Raw genomic sequence first — 22,016 nt, 5'->3', positions numbered from 1 at the left:
TTCCTTTCCTCCTGCGCCGGGCGACGCCCATCCCCGTCGGCGTCATCCCTGCCGGATGACGCCCTCTTGCATGACCGTGGCGACGAGATCGCCGCCCCGGGTGAAGAAGCGACCGAGACCCAGCGCACGCCCGCTGCCGACTCCCGCGCTCTCCTGCGCGAACAGCAGCCAGTCATCGGCTCTGGCCGGCCGGTGGAACCACATGCTGTGATCGAGGCTGGCGGTGAACAGGGTCGGCGACGACCAGTCCAGGCCCAGGGCCCGCAGCGACGGCTCCAGGATCGTGTAGTCGCAGACGTAGGCGAGCGCCAGCTGCTGGATGCGGGCGTCGGAAGGCAGCGCCTCGAACGCGCGAACCCAGACGCCCTGCGACGCCGCGTCGCGCTCGTTCCTGTTCGCCGGCATCCGCGTCTGGCTCGTGTACAGCGGCAAGGAGACATGGCGCACGTCGAAGCTGCGACCGTGCGCCCAGTAGTCGGTCGCCGCGGACTCGTCGAGCTGCGCGAGGGCTTCCGCGCTGCTGGGCAGCTCCTCGGGCGCCGGAACATCGGGCATCGTCGGCTGCCGTCGCGGACCGGGCTCCGGCACCTGGAACGAAGCCGTCGTCAGGAACACGGCCTTGCCCGCCTGGTACCCGCGCACGTGGCGCGTCGAGTAGCCTCGGCCGTCGCGCAGCTGCTCGACCTCGTAGCGCACCAGCTCCCCGGGCTGGACCGGGCGGAGGAAGGTGCTGTGCAGCGAGTGCAGCTGCCTGTCCGCCTCGACCGTCGCGAGCGCCGCGGCGGCCGCCTGTGCGATGGCATCGCCCCCGTAGGCCTTCGGCCACGGCACGTACTGGGGCATCGCATGGAACGCCCGGTCGAAGATCTCCGGCTCGGTCTCCGCCAAGCGGATCGCGGCGAGGAACCGCCCGGCGTCTTCGGTGTTCCCCGGGGTGGCTGTCGCGTCGGTCATGTCAGCCCCTCAGTCCTCGGAATCGGCGGAGGCGATGCGGATGCGGTTGACCAGCGTCCCGATCCCCTCGATGCGGGTGCGGAGGATCTCGCCGTCCCGCAGGAAGCGCTGCGGCTCCCGACCCATGCCGACACCGCCGGGCGTCCCGGTGAGCACGATGTCTCCGGGCGCGAGCGCGGTGAACTGCGAGATGTACGCCACCAGCGCGGCGGCATCGAAGACGAGCTCCCTCGTATTGCTCGACTGCACCAGTTCGTCGCCGATCTCGGCTTCGATCCGCAGGCCTTCGCTCGGGTCGACCTCGTCGGCGGTGACCACGACCGGTCCGACCGGTGTGGTGCGATCCCACGCCTTGCCCTGGAACCACTGCAGAGTGCGCGACTGCCAGTCGCGGCAGGACACGTCGTTGGCCACGGCGTACCCGAGGAGCGCCGCCTTGGCCTCCTCCCGCGTGACCCTCCGGACAGCGTCGCCGACCACGACCGCGAGCTCGGCTTCCCAGTCCACCCGAGACGATCCGTCGATCCGGATCTCGGCGCGCGGGCCGGTCAGCGTGTCGGCGTACTTGGCGAACAGCGTCGGATACTCCGGCTCCTCGCGCCCGGTCTCGAGGATGTGGTCGCGGTAGTTGAGGCCGCAGCAGATCACCTTCGCCGGGCGGGGCACCGGGGTCGCGAGCACCGCACCCGCCTGCGCGACCAGGAACGGACGACGATCCGCATCGGCGGCGGCGACCTGGTCGCGCCAGGTGGGGCTCTGGATGAGTGCGCCCACATCGGTCGCATTCAGCAGCAGCCAGGCGTCGCCGCGGCGCACCGCCGCCCTCGTGCCACCGCCGCTCACCACGAGTGTCGCCAGGTGCATGGGATCTCCGTCCGTGTCGCGCGGGATACCCGGGCAGTATGACAGAATCATCTCGACCGTCACAATAGTGAGACAGAATATCGCTGGAGAAGGAGCGTCCATGTCCGCCGAGATCATCAACCCGCCACAGCTCTGCCTGCCGATCGGCTTCGCGCACGGCGTGAAAGCCGGCCCCTTCCTCCACCTCGGAGGACAGACCGCGCTGGATCAGGACGGGCGCATCGTCCCCGGCGGCATCGTCGAGCAGTTCACGCAGGCGTTCGGCAACGTGCTCACCACGCTCGCTCATGCCGGCGGCCGGCCGAGCGACCTCATCGACGTGACGATCTACCTGGTCGACGTCGACGACTACCAGCGCCACGGGAAGGAGATCGGTCGGCGGTGGCGCGAGATGGCGGGCAGCGAGTACCCGGCGATGGCCGGCATCGGCGTCAGCCGTCTCTGGCAACCCGAGGCGCTGATCGAGATCCAGGGGGTCGCCTACCTCGGCGAGGCCTGAACGGCGTCGAAGAGCCCACCGATTCAGCGGCTGATTCGTGTTCTTCCAACGGAATCAGTTGCGCACGTGGCCGACGGGTGACACGATCAGTACATGAGCCCGCACGCGCCGCAGCCCACCCTCGACGACATCTCCAAGCGCATCGTCGAGCTGCTGCAGGAGGACGGCCGCCGACCCTACGCGGAGATCGCGCGCGAAGTGGGGCTCAGCGAAGCGGCCGCGCGCCAGCGCGTACAGCGCATGACCGAGGCGGGCATCATCCAGATCGTCGCGGTCACCGACCCGCTGCAGCTCGGATTCCGGCGCATGTCGATGATCGGCATCCGGGTCGCCGGCGATCCGCGGGCGATCGCGGAGGAGCTGACCGCCATCACCGAGCTGGCCTACGTGGTCGTCACGCTCGGCACTTTCGACATCCTCGTCGAAGCGGTGTGCGAGGACGACGATCACCTGATCGACCTCATCGCCACCCGCATCCGGACCATCCCGGGGGTCGTGCACACCGAGAGCCTGCTCTACGCCGGCCTCTACAAGGACCTGTACAACTGGGGCACGCGCTGACGCGGCCCCGCACATCGGAGTGAACATGGGCACCACGGTCTTCGAACGCCGCCGTCCGCCGCAGTCGGTCATCGACGACTCCCTGCGCGACACCGCCCTGCGCGTGTTCTGGCTCGACGACGTCCCTCGGCCCGAGCATCCGCCGCTCCGCGGCACCGTGCACGCCGACCTCGCCATCGTCGGCGGCGGCTACACGGGGCTGTGGACCGCGATCCGCGCCAAGGAGCGCGACCCCGACCGCCGAGTGGTGCTGCTGGAGGCCTCGCGCATCGCCTGGGCGGCGTCCGGGCGGAACGGCGGCTTCTGCGAGGCCAGTCTCACGCACGGGCACGAGAACGGCGTGAACCGCTGGCCCGAGGAGATCGACCGCCTGGAGGAGCTGGGCCGCGAGAACCTCGACGGCATCGCGGACACCGTGCACCGCTACGGCATGGACGCGGAGTTCGAGCGCACCGGGCAGCTCGCCGTTGCCGTGGAGCCGCATCAGATCGAGTGGCTGCGCGAGGAGGACGGATTCCTCGACCGCGAGGCCGTGCAGGCCGAGGTGCACTCCCCCACGTTCCTCGCCGGGGCGTGGGACCGGGAGGGCAGTGCCCTCGTGCATCCCGCGAAGCTCGGGCTGGAGCTGGCCAGGGTCGCCGCAGAGCTCGGCGTGGAGCTGCACGAGCGCAGCCGGGTACGGCGCATCGAGGGGCCGGACGCGGGTCCGGTCACGCTCGTCACGGACGGCGGCAGGGTCGCCGCGAACACCGTGGCTCTCGCCACCAACGTGTTCCCCTCTCTGCTGAAGCGCAATCGCCTGATGACCGTGCCCGTGTACGACTACGTGCTGATGACGGAGCCCTTGAGCGACGAGCAGCTCGCGTCGGTCGGCTGGCGGCACCGCCAGGGCCTCGCCGACAGCGCCAACCAGTTCCACTACTATCGTCTGACCGCCGACAACCGGATCCTGTTCGGCGGCTACGACGCCGTCTACCACTTCGGCGGCAAGGTCCGCCCCGCCTATGAGGACCGGATGGAGAGCCACCGGCGCCTCGCCTCACACTTCTTCACGACCTTCCCGCAGCTCGCCGGACTCCGCTTCACGCACCGCTGGGCGGGCGCGATCGACTCGTCAAGCCGCTTCTGCGCGTTCTTCGGCACCGCGCGCCGCGGCCGCGTCGCCTACGCCACCGGCTTCACCGGGCTCGGGGTCGGCGCCGCGCGCTTCGCCGCCGACGTGATGCTCGACAAGCTCGCGGGCGAGGAGACGGAACGCACGGCGCTGCGGATGGTGCGCGAGAAGCCGATCCCGTTCCCGCCCGAACCCGCCGCGTCGATCGGCATCAACCTCGTGCGCGCCGCGATGGACAGGGCCGACCACCAGGAGGGCCGCCGCAACCTCTTCCTCCGGACCCTCGACGCCCTGGGCATGGGCTTCGACTCCTGAGCGGGTTCGCGGTGCCGGGTCTCAGCCGCGGCTGACCTCGGCGTGCGGAATCCGCGCGGCCATCACACGCACCGCTTCGGGGTTGTCGTCGACCAGCACCGCGTCCCGGCCGAGCGCCGACGCCACCGCTCCCGTCGTGCCGCTGCCCGCGAACAGGTCGAGCACCCGATCCCCCGGCCGGCTCGACGCGGTGACGATGCGCCGCAGGATCCCCTCCGGCTTCTGCGTGGGATACCCCGTCTTCTCGCGCCCCGTCGTGGGCACGATGGTGTGCCACCACACGTCGGTCGGCAGCTTGCCGCGGGCCGCCTTCTCCGCCGTGACCAGACCCGGCGCCATGTACGGCTCCCGGTCGACGTCGTCGGAGTTGAACACATAGGTGCGGGGGTTCTTCACGTACACCAGGATCGTGTCGTGCTTCGTGGGCCAGCGGCGCCGCGACTTCGCGCCGTAGTCGTAGGCCCAGATGAGCTCGTTCAGGAAGCAGTCGCGACCGAACACCGCATCCAGCATGACCTTGGCGTAGTGCGCCTCCCGGTAGTCCAGGTGCAGGTAGAGCGTGCCGTCGTCGGCCAGCAGCCGCCACGCCTCCTCCAGCCGCGGCATGAGGAAGGCGCCGTAGTCGTCGAAGCTGTCGTCGTAGGTGCGGAGCATGCCGCGCACGCGCTCGTATCGATGCCCGTGGAAGCCGTGGCGCACCTCGGGCTCGCCGGCCCCATGTTCGGTTCTCAGGAGATCTGCGGTGTCTGGATCGGCGGTGCCGCGAGATTCCGCAATGGCCTCCGCGCGGGACTCCGTTTTCTCCTGCGTTGTGAACGTGCGGCGTGCGGTGACGACCTGGCGTTCGCGCGCCCGGCCGGTGTTGAACGGCGGGTCGAGGTAGACGAGGGTGAAGGAGGCGGACGGGAGGGTCGCCGCGACGGCGAGGTTGTCGCCCTCGATGATCTCGACCGACCCCCGCGACTCCTCTCGGCTGCCCTCAGCGCGAGTCGCGGAGTCGTCGTCGGCGCCGGTCACGGCACCCGATGCAGCCACGCGTCGGTGGCGAACTTCGACGCCACCAGCGCCTCCGCCGCCTCGTACTCCTCCGGCGTGATGCTGCCGTCCTCCGCTGAGGTGAGGGAGCGGAACGTGTCCTTGAAGCGCTCGATGATCTCCGCCCGCTCCAGACCGGTCTGGCTGCGCAGCGGATCCACACGCTTGGCCGCCGACGCGGTGCCCTTGTCGCTGAGCTTCTCGCGCCCGATGCGCAGCACCTCGGTGAGCACCTGGCCGTCGATGTCGTAGGAGAGCGTCGCGTGATGCAGCACGCCGCCGTTCGCGAGACGCTTCTGCGCAGCGCCGCCGATCTTCCCCGTCGGGCTCGCGATGTCGTTGAGCGGCTGGTACACGGCGTCGATGCCGAGCGATCGCAGCGCCTGCAGCACCCAGTCGTCGAGGAACGCATAGGAGTCGGCGAAGGTCATGCCGGCGACGAGCGAGGCCGGCACGTACAGCGAGTAGGTGATGATCTGGCCCGCGGCCATCAGCATCGCGCCGCCGCCGGAGATGCGCCGCACCACGTCGAAGCCGTGGCGGGCCGCCCCCTCCGGGTCGACCTCGTTGCGGTACGACTGGAACGAGCCGATCACCACGGCCGACTCGTCCCACTCCCAGATGCGCAGCGTCGGACGACGCCGGCCCTCACCCACGCGTGAGGTGAGCACCTCGTCCAGCGCGAGGTTCATGCGCGGCGAGACCGCCTTCTCGTGCACGACCTCCCAGTCGAAGTCGCCCCAGCCCGGAGCGGTCACGAGCGCACGGCGCACCGCGGTCCCCACAGCCTCCGGCGTGAAGCCGAGCAGCTGCGCGCCCGCGGGGAGCGCACCCCGGACGGCCGCCGCGATGGCAGAGGCATCCGATTCGACGGGCAGGCCGTTGACCGCGGCATCGATGTCGTCGAGCGCGGAGTCGGGCTCGAGGAAGAAGTCTCCGGCGAGCCGGAAGCGCGCGATCCGGTCGTTCTCGACCTCGAGGTCGACGACGACGAGCTTGCCCCCAGGGACCTTGTATTCACCGTGCACGGTTCCAGCTTAAGGCGCGGGATGCCGCGGGGGTCAGCCGCCGAGCACGACCACGCGCTCGCCCGCCCTGATCGGCGTCGAATAGCGGTTGCCCGGCGGAGGCTGCGGGCACACGAACTGGTCCGAGAACGCGCACGGCGGCAGGTAAGCGCGGTTGAAGTCGAGGATCGCGGTGCCGTCGGCTGCGGGATCGTCCACCGGGAGGAAGCGGAAGCGGTACGTCTCCAGGCCGTTCGTGCCGTCGCCGAACACCGCGGTCAGCGCGCCCTGCGCGGTCCGCGTGACGGTGAGCACGTGCGCGGCTCCGGCGAGCGTGAAGTGCAGCCGACCGGCGACCTCGGTCTCGCGCGAGGCGCCGTCGACCGAGGTCACCACGATCCGCTCCCCCGGCGTCGGCTCGAACCGGGCCGGCAGCCGCCACCGCTCATCCGGGGCGTAGGCGTCGATCGCGGTGAACCACTCCCGCTGCGGTCGCGCCGGGTTCCACACGCGCAGCGCGATCGCGCCGTTGCGGTCGAACACCCGCAGCTCGCGCCGCCCGATCCGCAGCGTCTGGGTGCCGCGCAGCGTCACGCTCGACCCGTGCTGCCCGAGCTCGGTGCCGCGGATGCCGTCGTCGCCGGCGAGGGCCCACAGCCCGGGGATGCCGTCGACGGCGGCCGGCTCGCTGATGAGCCAGTTCGTGGACTCGAGAGCGGACGGCCCGTACTCCGCCCCGGCGTAGCGCTCGCGCGCGGCATGCCAGTCGTGCCAGTCGCTCCGGAAACTCATCGCCGCGCGCCCTCCCCGTCGCTCCTGCGGATGAGCCCGAATCTAGAGCGGCCGGAGGGCGCACGGACACCGCTCGTCACACGCCTTCACCGCGCGTCATCCCGCGTCACACTCCCGGGGGGACCGGAATGCGGGGCGGGGATCAGTCGCGAGCGGGGATGCGCGCGTCGAGCCAGGCGAGCACGTCGGCGCGCACCTCGTCCTGCTGCAGCTCGTTGAAGATCTCGTGGCGGGCGTCCGGGTACACGAGGGTGGTGACATCCGTGAGCCCGGAGCGCGTGCGGTACTCGTCGGCGAGCTTGTGCACGCTGCGGGGTCCGCCCACCGGGTCGTCCCGCCCCACGAGCAGCAGCAGCGGCAGGTCGCGGCCGAGGTTCCTCGCCGGGCGCCCGTACAGCCGCGCGGCCTCGACCGGACCGAAGAGCTTCAGCAGCGGCACGTCCGTGGTGAGTGGATCCTCGTGGAACGCCGCCCCCACGGCCGGGTCGCGGCTGAGCCACTCGAACCCCGTCGCACCCTCCGTCGCGGCCCAGCGGGCGTTGAGCGGGGCGGCGTTGAGCGATCCGGGCAGGCGCAGCGCGGAGCCGGACAGGATCACGGCGTCGTAGGCGTCGGCGTGCTCGTTCACGAGCATCTGCGCGAGGAAGGACCCCCAGGAGTGCCCGAGCAGCACGAGCGGGAGGTCGGGGTTCTCCTCGCGGATGAGCCGGGTGAGCTGCCACAGCGCGTCCTTCGCGGCGCGCAGACCACCGGGGCCCAGTCGGCCCAACCGCTCGGGGCCGCCATGCTGCCGGATCCCGGTGCGCCCGTGACCGCGGTGGTCGTCGGCGTAGACGGTGAAGCCGGCGGCGGTGAGGGCGCCGATCAGCGCGGGGTAGCGGCCGGCGTGCTCGCCCACCCCGTGCAGCAGCTGCACGACTCCGCGCGGGGTGCCTGCCGCGGGGTGGACGTCGTAGACGATGGCGATGCCGTGGGCATCCGTGAACTCGCGGGTTTCCGTCACGGTCAGACCCTAGCGGTCACTCTGCGCGAGCGCCTCCGCGATCGCGAGGGCGGTGCTGCGGTCGGTGACCTCATAGCCGCCGACGCCGTCGGACGCGGAGCCCATGCGCACGCCGCCGTCCTCGGTCACCGCGCGCTTGGCGGAGAAGTGCAGGGCGTCGACTCCCGTCGCGGCGAGCAGTGGGGCGCTCGCGACGTCGACGCCGCTGCCTGCCATGACCTCGATCCGCCCCTCGGCGGCCGCGACGAGCGCCCGCAGCGTGTCGATCCCGTCGATCGCGGCGGAGGCTCCGCCCGAGGTGAGCACGCGGCGCAGCCCCAGCTCGCGGGCGGCGCGCAGGGTGGCGACAGGGTCGGCGGTCATGTCGATCGCCCGGTGCAGGGTGACCGAGGCGCCGTCGGCCGCGTCGCGCAGCCGCGCCACGGCGTCGCGGTCGAGCCGCCCCTCCGCGTCGAGAGCACCGATGACGACGCCGGCCGCCCCGGCCGCGATCGCGTGGCGGACGTCGCGCTCGGCGACAGCGAGCTCGTCGGCGTCGTAGTGGAATCCGCCGGCGCGCGGCCGGATCAGCACGTGGACCTCGGGCCCGTCGGCGCCCGCGGCGGCGAGCGCGAGCTCCTGCGTCGCGGGCGACGGGGTGAGGCCGCCGAGGGCGAGGGCGGTCGCCAGCTCGACGCGAGCGGCTCCCACCTCTGCGGCGATGCGGACTCCGGCAGGGTCCTGGACGGCGATTTCGAGAGCGAGGCGACGGGTCACCCCTCCATTCTGCCCGGTCCCGCCCGCACCCCCTGCCCGCGTGGCGAAAAATTAGATAGGCTAACTAAGTAATGTCTGCGTCCGATGAATCCCTCCACCTCACCGCCACAGACCTGCGCCTGGCCACCTTCCGGCTCGCCCGCCGCCTCCGCTGCGTCCGCGCCGCCGACGCCATGAGCGACACGCAGCTGGCGGTGCTCGCCGACCTGCGCATGAACGGCCGCCGCACGATCTCGACCCTGGCCGAGCGCGAGCGCGTCACCGCTCCGTCCATGACGAGCATCGTGAACGGCCTCGAGGAGCAGGGCTTCGTCGTCCGCACGCAGGACGAGGACGACCGCCGCCGTGTGCAGGTCGACATCACCCCGTCCGGCGCGGAGATCGTGGTGGAGACCATCCGCCGCCGCGATGTGCTGCTGGCCGACATGCTCCGCGAGGTCGACTACACCGAACAGGAGCTCGCGACGCTGCGGGAGGCCAGCGAGCTGATGCGGAGGGTGGTCGAGCGATGAGCGCCATGTTCCGCTCCTTCGCGAACCTCAACTACCGCATCTGGTTCGCCGGAGCCCTGGTCTCCAACGTCGGCGGCTGGATGCAGGCGACCGCGCAGGACTGGGTCGTGCTGACCGAGCTGACCGACAACGACGCCACCGCCATGGGCGTCACCATGGCGCTGCAGTTCGGCCCTCCGCTGGTGCTCGTGAGCCTGACCGGCTGGGTCGCCGACCGCTTCGACCGCCGCCGCATCCTGCTCGCCACCCAGGGCGCGCTGCTCGCCCTCGCGATCGCCGTCGGTTCCCTGCTGCTCGCCGGCCTCATGACGCTGCCGATGATGTTCGCGTTCGCCCTCGGCTTCGGCGTCGTCAACGCCTTCGACGCTCCCGCCCGGCAGGCGTTCGTGTCCGACATGGTGTCGGCCGCCGACACCTCCAACGCGGTCGCGCTCAACTCCGCCTCCTTCAACCTCGCACGGATGGTCGGGCCGGCCGTGGGCGGCCTGCTCATCGTCGCGATCGGCTCCGGATGGGTGTTCATCGCCAACGCGGCGACGTTCCTCGCGATGATCCTGGCGCTGATGCTGATGCGGACCCACCTGCTCGCCCCTCGGCCGAAGAACCGCAGCCGCGGCGGGCTCGCGGAGGGATTCCGCTACGTCTGGGCGCGCAGCGACCTCAAGGTCGTGTTCGTGACCGTGTTCCTGATCGGCGCGTTCGGCATGAACTTCCCGATCTTCGCCTCCACCATGGCGCTCGAGTTCGGCTCCGGCGCCGACGGCTACGGCGTGCTCAGCTCGGTCCTCGCGATCGGCTCGCTCATCGGCGCCCTGCTCGCCGCGCGTCGCGACAGGGCGAGGGTGCGCGTGGTCATCCTCGCGGCGGGCGGCTTCGGGATCGCGGCGTTCGTCTCGGCCGCGATGCCCACCTACCTCTCCTACGCGGTCACGCTGACGTTCACCGGCTTCATGATCGTCACGCTGCTGACCACCGCGAACGGCTACGTGCAGATCACGACCGACCCGGCACTCCGGGGCCGCGTGCTGGCGCTCTACATGGCGGTCATCATGGGCTCGACCCCGGTGGGCGCGCCGATCGCCGGCTGGGTCGCCGACGCGTATGGGCCGCGGGCGGCCATCATGCTCGGCGGCACCGCGGGCTTCCTCGCGTGCGCGATCGGCGCGATCTGGGTGTTCACCTCCGGTCGACTGCACCGCCACGAGAGCAGCCGGTTCCGGCTCACGCTCGACGAGACCCGGCCGCTGCGCGTCGTGCAGCCGGTCGAACCGGTCGACTACACCGAGAAGACCGCGGCGACCACGCCCATCCGCCTCCCCCGACGCGACGACGGCGAGTGACGGCCGCGGCGGTTTGTCAACGCCCTCCGCACCGCGGGACCCCGGACGTACCGTCGGGGCATGGACGAGAACATGAGCACCCCGCACCCGCAGGATCCGGCCGAAGGCGCTCCCGGCGTCGACGTGCCGGATGAGAACTCCGGCCAGGGCGACGGCACCGGCGGCGCGATCCAGGGCGACAGCTCGCGCGGTGAGTCGACCGGCGGCGCCATCCAGGGCAGCTCCGGCCCCGGTCACGACGCGCCTCTGGGCGGCGACGACACCACCGAGGACGAGCTGGCGGCCGACAACCCGGCTGAAGAGGACACTCTGAAGACCCTCGACCCGGACTCCCCGCCCGCCTGAGCCGGCGCCGAACGCGAACGATCCGCGGACGCCGTGGTCGACGGGTGATGCCGTCGCCCGCGTCTGCGGATCGTCTGCGTGTGAGGGGGCTCAGGCCCCCAGCACGACCTTGAGCTGCTCGACCGCCCAGTCGAGCTCGGTCGCGCGGATCACGAGCGGCGGGGCGATGCGGATGGTCTGGCCGTGCGTGTCCTTCACGAGCACGCCGCGCTCCTGCAGCTTCTCGGCGATCGCGCGGCCGGTGCCGATGGCGGGGTCGATGTCGACGCCGGCCCACAGTCCCGCGATGCGCACGGCCGTGACGCCGTGCCCGATCAGGGGCCGCAGCGCCTCCTCCAGGTGCGCGCCGAGAGCACGGGCGCGCTCCTGGAACTCGCCCGTCTGCAGCATCTCCACCACGCGCAGGCCCACGGCCGCGGCGAGCGGGTTGCCGCCGAACGTGGAGCCGTGCTCGCCGGGGCGGATGACACCCAGCACGTCGGTGTTCCCCACCACGGCCGAGACCGGGAGGATGCCGCCGCCGAGCGCCTTGCCGAGCAGGTACAGGTCCGGCACGACGCCCTCGCGGTCGCACGCGAAGGTCTCGCCGACCCGACCGAGGCCCGCCTGGATCTCGTCCGCGATGAACAGCACGTTCTTCTCGTCGCAGATCTCGCGGATGCGGCGCAGGTAGCCCTCCGGCGGGATGACCACGCCGGCCTCGCCCTGGATGGGCTCGACGAGCACGGCCGCCGTGTCCTCCGTGATCGCGGCGGCGATGGCCTCCGCGTCACCGAACGGCACGCGGTCGAATCCGGGCGTGTACGGCCCGAAGTCGTCGCGCGCGGTCTCGTCGTCGCTGAAGCTGACGATCGTGGTCGTGCGGCCGTGGAAGTTGCCCTGGGCCACGACGATGCGGGCCTTGCCTTCGGGGATGCCCTTCACGCGGTAGCCCCAGGCGCGGGCGACCTTGATGCCGGTCTCGACCGCCTCCGCGCCGGTGTTCATCGGCAGCACGAGCTCCTTGCCGCAGAGCTCCGCGAGTGCGGCGGCGAACGGCTCCAGCCGGTCGCTCTGGAATGCGCGGCTGACCAGGGTCACGCGGCCGAGCTGCTCGGTGAGCGCGGCCACAAGTGCGGGGTGCCGGTGACCGAAGTTCACGGCGGAGTAGGCCGCGAGCAGGTCGAGGTAGCGCTTGCCCTCGACGTCGGTGACCCAGGCGCCCTCACCCCGCGCGATCATGATCGGCAGCGGGTGGTAGTTGTGCGCGACGTGCGGCTCCGCGTACGCGGTCACGGCCCCGCCGGGCACGGCGCCGGACTCGACCGCGGTCACTGCGCACCGCGCAGTTCGAGCGTGCAGCACTTGATGCCGCCGCCGCCGAGCAGCAGCTCGGACAGGTCGACCGTGATCGGGTTGTAGCCGCGCTCGCGGAGCTGCTGCTCGAAGCCCTTCGCGCGCGGGGAGATGATCACGTTGTAGCCGTCGCTGGAGGAGTTCAGGCCGAACACCGCGCCGTCCTCGTCGGAGACCAGGATCGCGTCGGGGAACCGCTTCTCCAGCTCGGCACGGCTGGCGTCGTCGAAGGCGCCGGGGAGGTACGCGATGTTCGCGCGCTCCGGGCCGCCGTTCTCCACGCCCTGCACGGGGTCGAGCACGGCGATCGCGGTGTCGAGGTGGTAGAAGCGGGGGTCGGTGAGGTTGAGCGAGACGACCTCGCGTCCGAACACCTCGCCGACCTCCCGGTGGCTGTCGCCGGTGGAGCGGAAGCCGGTGCCGGCGAGGATCACGTCGCCGACGAGCAGGAAGTCGCCTTCGCCCTCGTTGACCTCCTTCGGCATCACCGTGTCGTAGCCCGCGGCGCGGAACCAGTCGGCGAACGCCGGTGCCTCGCCCTGACGCTCCACGAAACGGAACTCGGGCACGTAGGCGCGGCCGTCGATCAGGAAGCCGCCGTTGGCCGTGTAGACCATGTCGGGGTAGCCGGGCAGCGGGTCGATGAGCTCGACCTCGTGGCCGAGCTCGACGTACAGGTCGTACAGCTTCTGCCACTGCGCGACGGCGTTGGCGGTGTCGGTCGGCCGCGACGGCTCCATCCACGGATTGATGGAGTAGTTCACCGTGAAGTGCTCGGGGCGGCACATCAGGTAGTGGCGGCGGTGCGCGGTGCGCGCGGGGGCGGCGGTGACGGCGGTCTCCGGCGTCGACATGGATGCTCCTCGTGTGAACGGGCGCGGCGGACGCTGTCCAGGGGCCCGGCGGTCCTTCGACCCCCTGCTCGGAAGAGGCGGAGGGGAAGATGCGACTCGGGCACGCCGGAGTCCATTGTGTCATCCGCGCCTGGACGCCGCCAGATCCGCGACTCGCGCGGCGGACGGCCTCAGGTGCCGCGGACGACGAGCTTGCCGACCGTGTGGCCCTCCTCCAGGTGCGCCAGCGCCGCTCCGGCCTCGTCGAACGCGTAGGAGCGCTCGATGACGGGGACCAGGCGGCCGTCGTCGACGAGTTCGAGCAGCTTCGCCAGGATCTCCGGGCGGGGCGTCGCCGCGAGCGGCAGGATCCGGCGCGACCCGAGCGACAGCACGACCGCACGCAGCATCCGCGGGATCGGCCCCAGCACGTGCCCGCCGTCACCGGTGACCAGTACGACCCGGCCGTGCGGCACGACGAGGCGCTGCAACTCCCGCAGCGGGATGCCGCCCGCGACGTCGACGATCGCGTCGAAGGTGCCGGCGGGCAGCGCGCGCAGCGGCTCCTCGCGGTGGTCGAGCGTGCGCACGGCCCCCAGGCGCTCGACCAGGGCGGCGTTCCGCGCCCGGCACGACGCCCACACCTCGGCCCCGCGGAGGGCGGCGAGCTGCACCGCGAAGGTGCCGACGCCGCCGGAGGCCCCGATCACCAGGACCCGCGGGGCGCCGCCGTGCAGGCCGACGCCGGCGCGATCGAGCGCCTGCCACGCGGTGCCGCCGGCCACGGGCAGCACGGCGGCGGCCTCGGCGAAGACCCCGGGCGGGATCGGCACCAGGCGGGCGGCGGGCACCCGCACGTACTCGGCGAGCCCGCCGCCGCCCACGAGCTCGCCCACCACGTGCTCGTCGAGCTCGACCCCGACCACGTCCGGCCCGATGCCGACCACGGTGCCCGCGACCTCCATCCCCCGCACGGGGTGCTTCGGCCGGGTGAGCCCGAAGGCCGGACGCACCAGCAGCGGGTCCCCGAGCAGCAGTCGCACGTCCCCCGCGTTGAGCCCCGTGGCCTGCACGCGCAGCAGGACCTCGCCGTGGTGCGGCTCGGGCAACGGCAGCCGCTCGCGCGTCACGCCCTCGGCAGGGCCGTAGGTCTCGCGGCGCCAGGCGGCCATGGTCGCGGTCATGAGGCACCTCCGGTGTCGGTGGGATACGTGAACAGGTCGTCGAGCCCGACCCCGAAGGCGCGGGCGATCTGGAACGCGAGCTCGAGTGTCGGCGAGTACCTCTGCTGCTCGATCGCGATGAGGGTCTGCCTGGTCACGCCGATCGTGCGGGCGAGCTCCGCCTGGGTCAGCCCCGCGCGCTCCCTGTGGACGCGGATGGTGTTGGCGACGAGGGTGGGCTTGACCATCAGACCAGTCCTCGGCGGTAGGCGATGGCGCGGGCGATGCCGCCGACGAGGGCCGCCACCGCGAACCCGAGGTACATGGTGTTCGCGATCCAGAACACGTCGGCGCCGACGCCGCACAGCACGATCACGCCGAGCCCGGCGATCGCCACGAAGGCCTGCTCGACCCTGGCGCCCATGCGCCCGATGTCGCGGTCGCGGATGTCGGAGCGGCCGACGCCGTCCGGCTCCCGCATGCCCGCGACGATGCCCCACCCGATGCTCAGGAGGATCGTGGCGACGATGCCGCCGCCGATGGACCAGAGCATGAGCGGGAACCAGTCGACCGCGGTCAGGGGCCCGCCGTCGGCCTGCTGCAGCACGAGCACGATGTACACGACCAGGACGATCGGGCTGACGATGAGCCCCGCCCAGACATTGCGTTCCTCGTAGACCATGACGTCCTCCGTGATGTAAAAGATTCTTGACACGACAGTAAGTCGATCCACCGTGCGATGTCAAGAATCTTTTACACCTTCACCCGGACGAGATCCGCGGTGCGCCGCGAGGCATGCATGCGGTCAGATGACCCCGGCACTCCACGGGTCCGGGTTGCCGTAGCGGTGCGCGGTGATCGAGATCGACTGCTCGTGCACGAACGGCAGCAGCTCGATGCGGGCGGCCGCCGTCGCCTCCGCGTCGTACACCGCGAGGTCCGGGTCGCCGCCCGAAGCCGCGGCCAGCTCCGCGTGCGTACGCGCCACGGCCGCCCGGCCGCCCACCAGCCGCACCCGGTCGTGACGCGAGCCCGCTGCCGCACCGTCCGCCGCAGCCTCCTGCGCCCGCAGCATCCGCTGCATCCACTCGTCGTCCGACTCCAGGAACACCACGGCCCCCAGGTCGCCCAGGGCCCGCCGCACCTCCGCGGGCAGCCCCACCGGGGTCGACAGCACGAAGTCCGCCCCCGCGCGCACCCCGGCGAGCACCACCCGCAGCACGTCCTGCAGCGCCGCATCCTCCGTCGCCCTGATCTCCACAGGTACAGGGCGATAGCGGAACAGGTTGCGCTCCACCTCCAGCTGCGACACGTCGCGCACCCGTCCGAACTCCCGGTCCCACGCCAGCGCGTCCGACAGCGCGGAGCGGCGCAGCCACTCGAACTCCTCGTACGCCAGCGAGGGCTGCGCCGACTCGATCAGCGCGGTGATGCGGGAGTCGAGGCCGCGCAGGTGCAGCGTGCTGGAGGCGGCGCCGCTGTGCCGTGAGCGCCAGGTGCCCAGGCCGATCAGATGGTTCGGCCCGCCCGGCTTCGCGCCGGGACCCACCGACGACCGCTTCCACCCGCCGAAGGGCTGCCGCTGCACGATCGCGCCGGTGGTGCCGCGGTTGACGTAGAGGTTGCCCGCCTGGACCCTGTCGAGCCACAGCGCGAGATCGTCGGGGTCCTGCGTGTGGAGCCCCGCCGTGAGACCGTAGGCGACCGCGTTCTGAAGCTCCACGGCCCGGGCCAGCGTCGGCGCGTGCATCACGCCGAGCACGGGGCCGAAGAACTCCTCGGTGTGGAACCGCGACCCCGGCTGCACGCCGACGCGCACCCCCGGCCGCCACAGCCGTCCGGTGGCATCGCCCTCCACGAGTGCGGGCTCGATCAGCCACCGCTCGTCGCCCTCCAGCTCGCCCAGCGCCCACGCCAGCTTGCCGCGGGGCGGTTCGATCACCGGACCGACCTCGGCCTGCGGATCCGTGGGCCAGCCCACGCGCAGCGACCGGACGGCATCGGCGAGCTGCCGTGCGAACCGCTGCGACCGGCCGACCGGTCCCACCAGGATCGCGAGGGAGGCCGCCGAGCACTTCTGCCCCGCATGACCGAACGCGCTCTTCACGAGGTCGCCCACGGCGAGGTCCAGGTCGGCCGACGGCGTGACGATCATCGCGTTCTTGCCGCTCGTCTCGGCCAGCAGCGGCAGATCGGGGCGCCAGGAGCGGAACAGCGCCGCGGTCTCCCACGAGCCGGTGAGGATCACCCGGTCCACCGCCGGATTCGTGATCAGGGCGCGACCGAGCTCGTCCTCCTCGATGTCGATCAGCGCCAGCACATCGCGGGGCACACCGCCCTCCCACAGCGCCTCGGCCACTGCGGCGGCGCAGCGCCGGGCCTGCGGCGCGGGCTTGAGCACCACGCCGGAACCCGCGGCGAGCGCGGCCAGCACCCCGCCCGCGGGGATCGCGAGGGGGAAGTTCCACGGCGGCGCGACCACCGTCACCCTGGCCGGGACGAACACCGCCCCGGAGATCGCATCGAGCTCGCGGCAGGTGGCGGCGTAGTACCGGGCGAAGTCCACGGCCTCGCTCACCTCGACGTCCGCCTCCGCGAACACCTTGCCGGTCTCCGCGGCCGCGACCTCGATCAGCTCGGCGCGGCGCGACTCCAGCGCCGCCGCGGCTCGCAGCAGCACCTCGGAGCGCTCCGCCGCCGGCCGGGCGCCCCACGCGGTCGCCGCCTCCTGCACGCCCTCCACCACGCGGTCGAGCGCCGCGGACTCGTCGATGCGGGCGGCCGCGAGCGCGGCCTCGCCCACGGTCGCGGCCGTCAGGCGTGCGCGCACCTCGCGGGCCCAGTCGCGGTTCGCGGGCAGCGCGGGGTCCGTGTCGGGGGTGTTCGCGAAGCCCGGGGCACCCCCGGTGTCCTCGCCCCGCTCGCGCGCCGCATACACGGCCGTCTCCAGGAAGGCCCCGGTGTCGGCCCCGTCGGAGCCGCGGGCGATGCCCAGCACGGCCTTCGTGAGCTCGGTCTCGTCCACCGGGGCCACCGGGGTGGGCCGCACCGACTCGTGCACGGGCGCCGTGCGGTCCTGCGTCCGCCGTGGCCCGCGGCGCAGCGTGGCGTCGGTCGAGCGGTCGAGCGCGTCGAGGAAGCGGTCGCGTTCGCGCGCGAACAGCGTCTCGTCGTCATGGAGCTGGAACGCGGCGGAGAGGAAGTTGTCCGGGGAGGCGTTCTCCTCCAGGCGCCGCACGAGGTAGCTGATCGCCACGTCGAACTCCGCGGGGGCCACGACGGGCACGTACAGCAGCACGGGGCCGACCTCGCGGGAGACCGCCCGCACCTGGCCCTGCGCCATGCCCAGCAGCATCTCGAACTCGACGTGGTCGCGCACCCCGCGCTCGCCCGCCAGCAGCCACGCGTAGGCGATGCCGAAGAGGTTGTGTCCGGCGACGCCCAGTTTCACGGCGCCGGTGCGCTCGGGGGTGAGCGCCCAGTCCAGGCAGCGCAGATAGTTGGCGTCCGTGTCGAGCTTGGTGTCGTAGGTCGCCGGGGTCCAGCCGTGCAGCCGCGCCTCGACGTGCTCCATCGCGAGGTTCGCGCCCTTCACGAGCCGCACCTTGATGCGGGCGCCGCCGTGTGCGACGCGGTCCTGCGCCCACGCGGTGAGCTCCTGCAGTGCCGGGAGCGCGTCCGGGAGGTACGCCTGCAGCACGATGCCGGCCTCCAGCCCGGTGAGCCGAGGGTCTTCCAGCAGCCGCGTGAACACCGCGATCGTGAGGTCGAGGTCGCGGTACTCCTCCATGTCGAGGTTGATGAAGGTGCGGTCGCCCGCCGCCGTCACGTACAGGGGCAGGAGGCGCTCGACCACGCGATCCACGACCTCGTCGAAACCCCACATCGAGATGCGGCTCACGATGGCCGACACCTTCACCGACACGTAGTCCACGTCAGGACGGCGGATCAGCTCATGGATGCCGTCGAGGCGGCGCGCCGCCTCCGCCTCGCCGAGCACCGCCTCGCCCAGCAGGTTGAGGTTGAGCCGAGCGCCGGATTCGCGCAGCCGTGCGATCGCGGGACCGAGCTTGGCCGGCCGCGCGTCCACCACGAGATGCCCCACCATCTCGCGCAGCGCCCGCCGCGCGATCGGCACGACGGGGGCGGGCAGGACGGGTGCCATCCCGCCGCCGAGGCGCACGGCGGAGCGCAGGTACCACGGCAGGAAGTCGGGCACGATCGGCGCGATCCGGTGCAGCTGGGCGGCGGCCGCGGTCAGGCTCTCCGGGCGCATGACGCCGTCCACGAAGCCGAGCGTGAAGGGAAGCCCGTTCGCGTCGCGGAGCACGCCGGCGAGCCGCGCGGCGGACGGATCGACCTCGGCCGCGGCGGCTTCGACCGCCCACCGGCGCGCGAGTTCGACGGCGCTGTCGGCGAGAGAGGGGGCTGCCATGATGCTCACCCTAGATCCGGAGTCCTCTCCTGGCACGGGCCCACCCCGGTCCTGCCGCAGAAACCTGCGCGGACGGACCGGGGTGGAGGGGGGTGGAGCCGTCACAGCGCCGCGATGATGTCCTCCACGCGCTGCTTCGCGTCGCCGAACAGCATCGACGCGTTCTCCCGGAAGAACAGCGGGTTCTGCACGCCCGCGTACCCGGCGGCCATGGAGCGCTTGAACACGATCACGTTCTCCGCCTCCCACACGCGCAGCACGGGCATGCCCGCGATGGGGCTCCCCGGGTCCTCGGCGGCGGCCGGGTTCACGGTGTCGTTCGCGCCGATCACGAGCACGACGGAGGTCGCCGCGAGGTCGTCGTTGATCTCCTCCATGCTCAGCACGATGTCGTACGGCACCTTGGCCTCGGCGAGCAGCACGTTCATGTGCCCCGGCAGTCGGCCGGCGACGGGGTGGATGCCGAAGCGCACGTCCACCCCGCGCTCGCGCAGCCGGCGCACGAGGTCGGCGACCGGGTACTGCGCCTGCGCGACCGCCATGCCGTAGCCCGGGGTGATCACCACGCTGCGCGCGGCGGAGAGCAGCTCGGCGGCGCCCTCGGCGGTGACCTCGCGGTGCTCGCCGTGGTCGGCGTCGTCGGCGCTCGGGGCCGCGATGCCGAAGCCGCCGGCGATGACCGACAGGAACGACCGGTTCATGGCCTTGCACATGACATAGGAGAGGTACGCGCCCGACGAGCCGACCAGCGCCCCGGTGACGATCAGCAGGTCGTTGTTCAGCAGGAAGCCGGCCGCGGCGGCCGCCCATCCCGAGTAGCTGTTCAGCATCGAGACGACCACCGGCATGTCGCCGCCGCCGATCGAGGCGACGAGGTGCCAGCCGAGCGCGAAGGACAACACGGTGACCGCGATGAGCAGCCACAGCTGCTGGTCGGCGACGAACCACACGGTGAGGGCCACGAACGCGAGGACCGCGCCGACGTTCAGGGCGTTCTTCCCCGGCAGCATGAGCGGCCTCGAGGAGATGCGCGCCGAGAGCTTCAGGAACGCGACGATGGAGCCGGTGAACGTGACGCCGCCGATGAAGATGCCGATGAAGATCTCGGCATTGTGGATGCCGACCAGCTCCGGGGCGAGCGCGGGGTGAGCGAGATAGCCGTTCCACCCGACGAGCACGGCGGCCAGACCCACGAAGCTGTGCAGCAGGGCGATCAGCTCCGGCATGCCCGTCATCTCCACGACCCTGGCCCGCCACAGCCCGATCGCGGCGCCGAGGAGCACGGCGACGACGAGCAGCCCGAGGCCCAGGAAGGCGCCGGTGCTCCAGGCGCCCGCGATCGTCAGGCCCGCGGTGGCGAGCAGCGCCAGGGTCATGCCGGAGATGCCGTAGATCACACCGGCGCGGGCGGACTCGTGCCGGCTGAGACCGGTGAGACTGAGGATGAACAGCAGCGCGGCGACGATGTAGGCCGCGCCGGCGAGCGCGTCGACGGTCACTTCTGGCCGCCCTTCGTGAACATGGCGAGCATGCGACGCGTGACCGCGAAGCCGCCGAAGATGTTGATGGACGCCAGCAGCACCGCGATCGCGGCGAGCACCTGCACGAGGGGCACGGGCGAGGTGATCTGCAGCATCGCCCCCACCACGATGACGCCCGAGATCGCGTTGGTCACCGACATGAGCGGGGTGTGCAGCGCGTGATGCACCCGGCCGATCACGGAGAACCCGATCACGACGGAGAGCACGAGCACCGTGAAGTGCTGCGGCAGCGGCGGCGGCGCGACCGCATTGACCGCGAAGAGGGCGGCGATGCCGACCACGATCAGCAGCACCCGTCGCGCCGCGGACACGTGCTTCGGCGGGGCCGGCGCCTCGGCTGCGGGAGCAGCAGGGCCGGAGGCCGGGGCGGCTGCCACCGCCACGGCGGGCGGCGGCCACGTCACCTCGCCGTCGCGGACGACGGTGACCGCGCGCTGCACCACGTCGGCCTCGTCGATCGCGAGCACCCCGTCCTTGCCCGGGGTGAGCAGGGCCACGAGGTTCGCGAGGTTCGTGCCGTACAGCTGGGAGGCCTGCGTGGCCAGTCGCGACGCCAGGTCGGTGTAGCCGAGGATGACGACGCCGTTCGACGTGACGACGCGCTCGCCCGCGACGGATCCCTCCACGTTGCCGCCCTGCCCCGCCGCCATGTCGACGATCACGCTGCCCGGCTTCATGAGGGCGACGTCGGACGCCGTGATGAGTCGCGGGGCTGCCCTGCCGGGGATGAGCGCGGTGGTGATGATGATGTCGACCTGGGCCGCCTGCTCGGTGTAGATCTCCGCCGCACGGCGGTCGTAGTCGGCGCTCGTGGCCTTGGCGTAGCCGTCGGCGGAGGCCGCGACCTCCACGTCAACCGGAAGGTAGGTGCCGCCGATGGACGTGACCTGGTCGGCGACCTCGGGGCGCGGGTCGGTCGCGCGCACGATCGCGCCGAGGCTCGACGCGGCGCCGATGGCCGCGAGCCCCGCGACCCCGGCACCCGCCACCAGCACGGTCGCCGGTGGGACCTTGCCCGCCGCGGTCACCTGACCCGTGAAGAAGCGGCCGAACTCGTGCGCGGCCTCGACGACGGCGCGGTATCCGGCGATGTTGGCCATCGAGCTGAGCACGTCCATCGACTGCGCCCGCGAGATGCGCGGCACGGCGTCGAGCGCGAGCGCGGTCACTCCGCGAGCGGCCAGGTCCTGCAGCAGCTCGGGCCGCAGCGCGGGCGAGAGCAGGGCGATCAGCGTGGACCCCGGCGCGAGCAGCGCGATCTCGTCCGCGCCGGGTGCGGTGATGGCGAGCACGATCTCGCTCCCCCACGCCCCTGCGCGATCCGTGAGCGCGGCCCCCGCCGTCTCGTACTCGGTGTCGGGGTAGGACGCGTCGGCGCCCGCTCCCCGCTCGACCCTGACCGTGTGTCCCAGCTTCCGCAGCGACGCGACCGTCGCCGGGGTGGCCGAGACCCGTGCTTCGCCCGCAGGCTCCCGCACGATGCCGATGACTGCCACTGCATCCTCCTCCACCCGTCCGCATCGACGGGGTTCCCGGGGGCGTCCTCACCCCTCGCTTTTCGCTCACAGTACTGACGGGCCGCGGCGCATCCGCCCCGCTTCCGGCTCTGTGA

At 72.1% G+C, this 22,016-nt stretch carries 21 protein-coding genes; 6 read left to right on the top strand and 15 right to left on the bottom strand.

What is annotated here, in order from left to right; all coding sequences use genetic code 11:
• Positions 1-42: 42 nt before the first annotated feature.
• The gene (locus tag M3C17_RS02070; protein WP_259975989.1) at positions 43-954 is read right to left on the bottom strand and encodes an acyl-CoA thioesterase II; all 912 of its coding nucleotides are present in this window, start codon (positions 952-954) and stop codon (positions 43-45) included.
• A 9-nt stretch (positions 955-963) separates the two neighbouring features.
• Positions 964-1,818, bottom strand: coding sequence for a fumarylacetoacetate hydrolase family protein (locus tag M3C17_RS02065; protein ID WP_259975988.1), 855 nt, complete (start codon positions 1,816-1,818; stop codon positions 964-966).
• Between the two features lie 100 nt (positions 1,819-1,918).
• On the opposite strand from M3C17_RS02065, the gene M3C17_RS02060 reads away from it, so the two are divergent.
• The 3 genes from M3C17_RS02060 (at position 1,919) to M3C17_RS02050 (ending at position 4,307) form a co-directional block, all read left to right on the top strand.
• Positions 1,919-2,317, top strand: a complete 399-nt coding sequence (locus M3C17_RS02060) for a RidA family protein (protein ID WP_259975987.1) — start codon at positions 1,919-1,921, stop codon at positions 2,315-2,317.
• Between the two features lie 93 nt (positions 2,318-2,410).
• Complete coding sequence (locus M3C17_RS02055; protein ID WP_259975986.1) at positions 2,411-2,878, top strand: Lrp/AsnC family transcriptional regulator; 468 nt, start codon at positions 2,411-2,413, stop codon at positions 2,876-2,878.
• A gap of 25 nt (positions 2,879-2,903) precedes the next feature.
• The gene (locus M3C17_RS02050) at positions 2,904-4,307 is read left to right on the top strand and encodes an FAD-binding oxidoreductase (protein ID WP_259975985.1); all 1,404 of its coding nucleotides are present in this window, start codon (positions 2,904-2,906) and stop codon (positions 4,305-4,307) included.
• Positions 4,308-4,328: 21 nt separating this feature from the next.
• On the opposite strand, the gene M3C17_RS02045 is transcribed toward M3C17_RS02050, so the two are convergent.
• From M3C17_RS02045 to M3C17_RS02025, 5 genes are all read right to left on the bottom strand, one after another.
• On the bottom strand, positions 4,329-5,342 hold the full coding sequence (locus tag M3C17_RS02045; RefSeq protein WP_259975984.1) for a site-specific DNA-methyltransferase: 1,014 nt from the start codon (positions 5,340-5,342) through the stop codon (positions 4,329-4,331).
• On the bottom strand, positions 5,321-6,370 hold the full coding sequence (locus tag M3C17_RS02040; protein ID WP_259975983.1) for a biotin/lipoate A/B protein ligase family protein: 1,050 nt from the start codon (positions 6,368-6,370) through the stop codon (positions 5,321-5,323). Before M3C17_RS02040 ends, M3C17_RS02045 begins: the two co-directional genes overlap by 22 nt.
• 33 nt (positions 6,371-6,403) lie before the next feature.
• The gene (locus tag M3C17_RS02035; protein ID WP_259975982.1) at positions 6,404-7,141 is read right to left on the bottom strand and encodes a DUF1684 domain-containing protein; all 738 of its coding nucleotides are present in this window, start codon (positions 7,139-7,141) and stop codon (positions 6,404-6,406) included.
• A gap of 142 nt (positions 7,142-7,283) precedes the next feature.
• Positions 7,284-8,144, bottom strand: coding sequence for an alpha/beta fold hydrolase (locus tag M3C17_RS02030; RefSeq protein WP_259975981.1), 861 nt, complete (start codon positions 8,142-8,144; stop codon positions 7,284-7,286).
• 9 nt (positions 8,145-8,153) lie between these two features.
• Entirely contained in the window at positions 8,154-8,900 is a 747-nt protein-coding gene (locus tag M3C17_RS02025) for a copper homeostasis protein CutC (protein WP_259975980.1), read from the bottom strand.
• 71 nt (positions 8,901-8,971) lie between these two features.
• Here M3C17_RS02025 and M3C17_RS02020 point away from each other — a divergent pair, with 71 nt between their 5' ends.
• Genes M3C17_RS02020 through M3C17_RS02010 form a run of 3 tightly spaced genes read left to right on the top strand, consistent with a single transcriptional unit; the run spans position 8,972 to position 11,097 of the window.
• Positions 8,972-9,412, top strand: coding sequence for a MarR family winged helix-turn-helix transcriptional regulator (locus M3C17_RS02020; protein WP_259975979.1), 441 nt, complete (start codon positions 8,972-8,974; stop codon positions 9,410-9,412).
• A gap of 5 nt (positions 9,413-9,417) precedes the next feature.
• Entirely contained in the window at positions 9,418-10,752 is a 1,335-nt protein-coding gene (locus M3C17_RS02015; protein WP_259976020.1) for an MFS transporter, read from the top strand.
• Positions 10,753-10,812: 60 nt separating this feature from the next.
• On the top strand, positions 10,813-11,097 hold the full coding sequence (locus M3C17_RS02010) for a hypothetical protein (protein ID WP_259975978.1): 285 nt from the start codon (positions 10,813-10,815) through the stop codon (positions 11,095-11,097).
• A 90-nt stretch (positions 11,098-11,187) separates the two neighbouring features.
• On the opposite strand, the gene rocD is transcribed toward M3C17_RS02010, so the two are convergent.
• The 8 genes from rocD to M3C17_RS01970 all read right to left on the bottom strand — a co-directional run bounded on the left by rocD (position 11,188) and on the right by M3C17_RS01970 (position 21,900).
• Positions 11,188-12,411 (bottom strand): ornithine--oxo-acid transaminase, encoded by a 1,224-nt coding sequence (gene rocD, locus M3C17_RS02005; RefSeq protein WP_311198417.1) that lies wholly within the window; start codon positions 12,409-12,411, stop codon positions 11,188-11,190.
• Positions 12,408-13,286: a dimethylargininase gene (ddaH, locus tag M3C17_RS02000; protein WP_259975977.1), complete on the bottom strand. Its 879-nt coding sequence runs from the start codon at positions 13,284-13,286 to the stop codon at positions 12,408-12,410. Before ddaH ends, rocD begins: the two co-directional genes overlap by 4 nt.
• A 170-nt stretch (positions 13,287-13,456) precedes the next feature.
• Entirely contained in the window at positions 13,457-14,449 is a 993-nt protein-coding gene (locus M3C17_RS01995; RefSeq protein ID WP_259975976.1) for an NAD(P)-dependent alcohol dehydrogenase, read from the bottom strand.
• Positions 14,446-14,676, bottom strand: a complete 231-nt coding sequence (locus tag M3C17_RS01990) for a helix-turn-helix transcriptional regulator (RefSeq protein WP_259975975.1) — start codon at positions 14,674-14,676, stop codon at positions 14,446-14,448. Before M3C17_RS01990 ends, M3C17_RS01995 begins: the two co-directional genes overlap by 4 nt.
• Positions 14,676-15,143 carry a hypothetical protein gene (locus tag M3C17_RS01985; RefSeq protein ID WP_259975974.1) on the bottom strand — a complete coding sequence of 156 codons (468 nt, stop codon included), beginning with the start codon at positions 15,141-15,143 and terminating at the stop codon, positions 14,676-14,678. Before M3C17_RS01985 ends, M3C17_RS01990 begins: the two co-directional genes overlap by 1 nt.
• 90 nt (positions 15,144-15,233) lie before the next feature.
• Positions 15,234-18,863, bottom strand: coding sequence for a proline dehydrogenase family protein (locus M3C17_RS01980; protein ID WP_259975973.1), 3,630 nt, complete (start codon positions 18,861-18,863; stop codon positions 15,234-15,236).
• A gap of 101 nt (positions 18,864-18,964) precedes the next feature.
• Positions 18,965-20,362, bottom strand: a complete 1,398-nt coding sequence (gene pntB / locus M3C17_RS01975) for a Re/Si-specific NAD(P)(+) transhydrogenase subunit beta (RefSeq protein ID WP_259975972.1) — start codon at positions 20,360-20,362, stop codon at positions 18,965-18,967.
• The gene (locus tag M3C17_RS01970; protein WP_259975971.1) at positions 20,359-21,900 is read right to left on the bottom strand and encodes a Re/Si-specific NAD(P)(+) transhydrogenase subunit alpha; all 1,542 of its coding nucleotides are present in this window, start codon (positions 21,898-21,900) and stop codon (positions 20,359-20,361) included. The genes pntB and M3C17_RS01970 overlap by 4 nt, the downstream gene beginning before the upstream one ends.
• Positions 21,901-22,016 lie beyond the last annotated feature (116 nt).

The organism is Microbacterium sp. p3-SID336, from assembly GCF_025143365.1.
Classification (GTDB): domain Bacteria; phylum Actinomycetota; class Actinomycetes; order Actinomycetales; family Microbacteriaceae; genus Microbacterium.
Note: the sequence above shows the minus strand (reverse complement) of the source record. Positions and strands in the feature narration are given on the sequence as shown.

Excerpts from the sequence above, each read along its gene's own strand:
- M3C17_RS02070 (WP_259975989.1), bottom strand. The coding sequence starts at position 954 with ATGACCGACGCGACAGCCACCCCGGGGAACACCGAAGACGCCGGGCGG.
- M3C17_RS02065 (WP_259975988.1), bottom strand. The coding sequence starts at position 1,818 with ATGCACCTGGCGACACTCGTGGTGAGCGGCGGTGGCACGAGGGCGGCG.
- M3C17_RS02060 (WP_259975987.1), top strand. The coding sequence starts at position 1,919 with ATGTCCGCCGAGATCATCAACCCGCCACAGCTCTGCCTGCCGATCGGC.
- M3C17_RS02055 (WP_259975986.1), top strand. The coding sequence starts at position 2,411 with ATGAGCCCGCACGCGCCGCAGCCCACCCTCGACGACATCTCCAAGCGC.
- M3C17_RS02050 (WP_259975985.1), top strand. The coding sequence starts at position 2,904 with ATGGGCACCACGGTCTTCGAACGCCGCCGTCCGCCGCAGTCGGTCATC.
- M3C17_RS02035 (WP_259975982.1), bottom strand. The coding sequence starts at position 7,141 with ATGAGTTTCCGGAGCGACTGGCACGACTGGCATGCCGCGCGCGAGCGC.
- M3C17_RS02020 (WP_259975979.1), top strand. The coding sequence starts at position 8,972 with ATGTCTGCGTCCGATGAATCCCTCCACCTCACCGCCACAGACCTGCGC.
- M3C17_RS02015 (WP_259976020.1), top strand. The coding sequence starts at position 9,418 with ATGTTCCGCTCCTTCGCGAACCTCAACTACCGCATCTGGTTCGCCGGA.
- M3C17_RS02010 (WP_259975978.1), top strand. The coding sequence starts at position 10,813 with ATGGACGAGAACATGAGCACCCCGCACCCGCAGGATCCGGCCGAAGGC.
- ddaH (WP_259975977.1), bottom strand. The coding sequence starts at position 13,286 with ATGTCGACGCCGGAGACCGCCGTCACCGCCGCCCCCGCGCGCACCGCG.
- M3C17_RS01995 (WP_259975976.1), bottom strand. The coding sequence starts at position 14,449 with ATGACCGCGACCATGGCCGCCTGGCGCCGCGAGACCTACGGCCCTGCC.
- M3C17_RS01990 (WP_259975975.1), bottom strand. The coding sequence starts at position 14,676 with ATGGTCAAGCCCACCCTCGTCGCCAACACCATCCGCGTCCACAGGGAG.
- M3C17_RS01980 (WP_259975973.1), bottom strand. The coding sequence starts at position 18,863 with ATGGCAGCCCCCTCTCTCGCCGACAGCGCCGTCGAACTCGCGCGCCGG.